Origin of the sequence: Microcystis sp. M109S1, from assembly GCF_020247025.1 — a bacterium.
In the GTDB taxonomy this organism is placed as follows: domain Bacteria; phylum Cyanobacteriota; class Cyanobacteriia; order Cyanobacteriales; family Microcystaceae; genus Microcystis.
The window spans coordinates 1-4,733 of record NZ_JADBRW010000215.1 but is presented as its reverse complement, the minus strand read 5'-3'; the positions used below and the strand labels follow the sequence as shown (position 1 = coordinate 4,733).

The 4,733-nt window shown below is 41.2% G+C and carries 6 protein-coding genes; 3 read left to right on the top strand and 3 right to left on the bottom strand.

Annotation, left to right across the window (positions count from 1 at the left end):
• The 3 genes from IM322_RS10845 to IM322_RS10835 form a co-directional block, all read right to left on the bottom strand.
• Positions 1-431 (bottom strand): nuclease/transposase family protein (locus tag IM322_RS10845; RefSeq protein ID WP_502866917.1); only part of this gene is annotated, 431 nt, incomplete at its 3' end.
• Between the two features lie 127 nt (positions 432-558).
• The gene (locus IM322_RS10840; RefSeq protein WP_286826774.1) at positions 559-813 is read right to left on the bottom strand and encodes a SemiSWEET transporter; all 255 of its coding nucleotides are present in this window, start codon (positions 811-813) and stop codon (positions 559-561) included.
• A 125-nt stretch (positions 814-938) separates the two neighbouring features.
• Positions 939-1,439: a L,D-transpeptidase gene (locus IM322_RS10835; RefSeq protein ID WP_287674799.1), complete on the bottom strand. Its 501-nt coding sequence runs from the start codon at positions 1,437-1,439 to the stop codon at positions 939-941.
• A 165-nt stretch (positions 1,440-1,604) separates the two neighbouring features.
• Here IM322_RS10835 and IM322_RS10830 point away from each other — a divergent pair, with 165 nt between their 5' ends.
• The 3 genes from IM322_RS10830 (at position 1,605) to IM322_RS10820 (ending at position 4,410) form a co-directional block, all read left to right on the top strand.
• Positions 1,605-2,480 carry an ABC transporter ATP-binding protein gene (locus tag IM322_RS10830; protein WP_286826334.1) on the top strand — a complete coding sequence of 292 codons (876 nt, stop codon included), beginning with the start codon at positions 1,605-1,607 and terminating at the stop codon, positions 2,478-2,480.
• Positions 2,481-2,850: 370 nt separating this feature from the next.
• Complete coding sequence (locus tag IM322_RS10825) at positions 2,851-3,654, top strand: ABC transporter permease (RefSeq protein WP_287674795.1); 804 nt, start codon at positions 2,851-2,853, stop codon at positions 3,652-3,654.
• Positions 3,655-4,410: an ABC transporter ATP-binding protein gene (locus IM322_RS10820; protein WP_286826333.1), complete on the top strand. Its 756-nt coding sequence runs from the start codon at positions 3,655-3,657 to the stop codon at positions 4,408-4,410.
• The last annotated feature ends 323 nt before the right edge of the window (positions 4,411-4,733 follow it).

The window sequence follows — 4,733 nt, the reverse complement described above, 5'->3', positions numbered from 1 at the left end:
TAATTAATATCTCTAGAACCAATCAGTTTAAGAGTCCCAATACCTTTTTTGTCTGTAAAGGTAATATGACGTTTATCTTTTGATAGCTTCCATCCAGATACTTTATACTCAACGGAACGTGAATGTTTTTTAAACTTAGGGTAGCCTTTCTTTCCTTTAACTTGATTTTGGCAATTATCGTAAAACCGAGTAATTGCCCGCAAGGTTCTTTCTACAGCAGTCTGGCAAGCATGGGAGTTTAAATCATCAACAAATTTAAACTCTTTTCTTAATGCTGTGTTGTACCGAAATAACTCTGTTTTGCCAACACCCGGATTATCCATCCAATAACGCAGGACTTTATTCCGAACAAATTGGGTTGTTCGTATTGCTTCATTAATGGCTTCTATCTGATTAGGTTTTGGCTTAACTTTGTATTCTAGTACAAACATTTTGACAATGCTAGACTGGGTATCAATATCTTAACACAAAATTCTTTAAGTTGACACGGCCCCCTGCCAACCGCCTGATGCCTTCGTTGACGTGAGCCAATAGAGCCGCAAGGGATTGCCAGTTATTTTAATCATATTTAATCTTAAAATATAGAATTGTCCCCGCTAAGATAAAGGTAACAAAATTAGCGATAATAATCGGTTTACTGCTCACATAAATCCCGTAGATTAGCCAAAGAAAAACCCCCAGACAAAAGCAAATAAACATAGTTAGGGACAAGTCCTTAGCCGAACGATAACGCCAAGTTTTAATCACTTGGGGTAAAAAGGAGACAGTGGTTAATATTCCCGCCACGATCCCGATTAGTTCAATAATATTCACCGCTTATCCTCTTGGCTTAGTTTCTCTCATTTTAAACTGTTGACTATCTAAATTACTGGTTAAGACGGCGCTCTCGACATCATCGGGTAAAGTGTTGGTAAATGTGACATTTTTTCCCATTGTTTCTATTGAGCGATTACTATCACTGAAGTGCCGATTTGTACCCTTTCAAATAAAGCCTTTATATCTCGATCGCGCATCCTAACGCAACCGTGGGAGACGGCCCGGCCGATGAGATTTTCTTGCGGTGTGCCGTGAAAACCGATAAAATTCGCACCATCGGTCCAAAATCCGATCCAACGCGCCCCTAAAGGGTTGTTTTTTCCCGATGGCACCAGTTGCCCAGTGAAAGGATGTTCCCAGACTGGTTCCCGCACCATCTGAATCACCCTAAATTGTCCCGTCGGGGTTTCCCAACCCCGACGACCGATCGCCACTGGGTAAGAAGCAATTATTTTCTGTCCTTGGTAAACAAAAACCCGTCTTTTTTTTAAATTCAGCAGCAAACGGGTTTCCGTTCGGGTTGCCGTGGTTGCGGTACGGGAATTGCCCAGACTAATCGGGGGATGGAGGAAAAATTCCCCTATTCCTAGATATAAACAGAGAATCGCCACAAAAACTCCCATCTGATACCAGCAAAGTCAAAATTTTTTATCCGTATTCTAATCTGATTGTGACGATATAAAACCACAGTCGATATGACCACTGCGAGATGCTCCCGATCAAATCGGAGTCGAGTTAGGCTAATTCGGTTACACTAATCCATAGCTGGAATATTAACTTTTGTAACTATGACCGCCGCTATTGCTCTCGATCGCGTTTCTAAAATCTATAACAATCTCCCAGTAGTTAACGAGCTTTCCTTTACCATCGAAAAAGGGGAAATCTTTGGTTTACTCGGTCCCAACGGTGCGGGAAAATCGACGACAATCCGCATGATTATCACCCTCACCGAAGCAAGTCAAGGAGAAATCGCAGTGGCGGGGTATGATGTGAAAAAATACCGCGATCAGGTGAAAAGAAATATCGGGGTAGTCTTGCAACAGATTAGCGTTGATGGGGAATTAACCGTCTGGGAAAATCTGGAATTTCACGGCCGGATGCACCATATCCCCAATCCCCAGAGACAGGAATTAATCGATCGCTATTTAGATTATGTCAGTTTAAGCGATCGAAAATCTGCCCTTGCCAAAACTCTTTCCGGAGGAATGAAACGACGTTTACAGATTGCTCGCGCTCTTCTTCACGAACCAAAAATCCTCTTTCTCGATGAACCGACTGTCGGTTTAGACCCCCAAAATCGTCGTCGTTTGTGGGAAGTAATTCGCGATTTAAACCAGCAAGGAATGACAATTTTATTAACCACTCACTACATGGAAGAAGTGGAATTTCTCTGTCAGGATAACGCCACGGGAAAACCGGGCAGAATTGGTATTATGGATGCGGGCAAATTAATCGAATTAGGAACTCTAACGGATTTTCGCACTAAGTATGGCGAGGGTTTAGTTATCAAACAAGTTGGCGATAAAATCGATTATAAATTCTTCCCCACCGTGGCTGATGCCAATGCCTATCTTGACAGTTTGAGCGATAAAACTGGAGTAATGTGTCGCCCTTCCAACCTCGAAGATATCTTTGTGGAACTGACGGGACATAAATTAGATTAAATTCTTGGTTTGGCTGTTAGGAAGTTGTTCAGTTATCGGTTTTTGACTCCGGTTTTTCTGAGATTAGCTGTGTTTAAATCGGCATTTCTTGGCTTTTATCTGATGTCTATTTTATTGTCAAACCTGCTAGAGTCTAGGTCAATTAGCTGAGGCTGTCCCTAAAAACCGAGTTTAACCCTAAAAAAAGAGGCTTTTAGCGGGTTTTAAGCTTTTTGAGCCAGATAAATGGCCTAGGAAGGGAACTTTTTTCCGAGAGGGAGAGTCGTCAGGAACTGGATAAAAACTAGAGTCCCCTCTCGATCGATAGACAAAATTGACGGTAATCGTTTAGAATAAAGCACTGAATACTGACGAGATGACAATTATCCCTATGACCGATCTCCAGACAAAAACTAGATGGTCAACAGCGCGGCGATATTACGAGTTGCTTAGTGTTTTAGTGGAACGTAATCTCAAGGGACGCTATCGGGGTTCTTTTCTGGGGGTTTACTGGTCCTTGTTAAATCCCCTGATTATGACTGCACTATACACGGCAATTTTCGGCACGGTTTTCGCCTCTTATTTTGATAATTCTATAGTTAACTATGTCCTAGCGGCTTTCACCGGTTTAGTAGTAATAAATTTCTTTAATGCTTCCACTAACCAAGCTTTACCTAGTATCGTTGGTAATGGCAGTATTCTAAATAAAATTCGTCTGCCGGTTAGCATCTTTCCCGTTTCGATGGTAGTGGCAAATATTTTTCAATTTGCTATTAGTATCTTTCCCCTTTTGGCTATAGTAACTCTTTGGAAATCTCAAAGTTTAATTAATGTAATTGCTCTGATTTTTCCCGTGATCGGTCTTTCTATGGTTTGCACGGGAGTGGGTTTTTTGGTCAGTACCCTCTACGTTTTCTTCAGAGACTTACCCTATTTTTACGAAATTGTTTGTTTTGTCGCTTGGATTAGCAGCCCGATTTTCTATCCCCCGGAAATTATTCCTCCCTCCGTACAACCATTCCTCCTATTAAACCCATTATTGCCGGTAATCGAAAGTATTCGCCAATTGTCCCTTTCCCCCGGATTACCGGATTTTGGTTTGATTTTTCAATCTCTACTCGGTGGGATCATCATCTTAGGAATTGGTTGGACTTGCTTCCGACTCTGGCGACATTTATTTATGGATTTATTATAAATGACAGAAGTAATTCGACTCGATCAAGTGTCTCTCGAAAGACGTACTCAAGAAGAATTCTCCTACGATCTAAAAAGGACAATCTTCTCTATTCTTGAAGGTAAATATCGTCAACCTGCCAAAAAATTAGTTCTAGATGATATAGATTTAGTCATTAATTCCGGAGCGAAATTAGGTATCATTGGAGCTAATGGCGCAGGAAAATCTACTCTCTTAAAAGTTATTTGTGGTATTCTGGAACCGACAAAGGGACAGGTGAGAGTCAGGGGACAAATTGCCTCTCTAATTGAATTAGGAGCGGGTTTTGATCCAGATTTACCGGTAAAAGATAATATTATTCTCTATGGGGTAATGCTGGGATTTTCTCGTCAGGAAATGAAGGAAAAAACCAAAGATATCCTTGACTTTGCTGAGTTAGAAGAATATATGGGAGCGCCGGTGAAATCTCTTTCTTCCGGGATGGTGGCTCGTTTAGGATTTGCGATCGCCACGGAGGTTCACCCCGATATTCTTATTCTTGATGAAGTCCTTTCCGTCGGAGATGAAAGTTTTAAAAATAAGTGTAAACGACGGTTAAAAAAATTCTGGAATTCTAACGCCACTATTTTAGTAGTTTCCCACGATTTGACTTTAATTCAAGAGTCCTGTAACCAAGCAATTTGGCTAAATAAAGGCCAGTTGCAATGTCAGGGTACACCAGAAGATGTAATCAAGTTTTATTTGGATTCTGTACATCAAAATGAAGTTAATTTTTAATTAAGTAGGTAATCTCAATTAATTGTTAGATAGTAATAATGTATCTAGGTTTTATACCAAATCCGTTTTTAATAGTGTGATTAACCCTCAAGTTATCAATTGTTTCTCCCTGCTCCCCACACCCTGCTCCCCACACCCTACACCCCACTCTCCTATACCTTTTAAACAGGATTTAGTATTACTTAGGGTCTGCTGAAAAAGTTTTTCGGTGGGGGTTGGGGGTTGGGGGTTGGGGGTTGGGGGTTGGGGGTTGGGGTGTGGGGTGTGGGGTTTTACCCATTTTCAGGTGGTCAATTACCTAATTTTCAGGGAAAAAGTCCCTG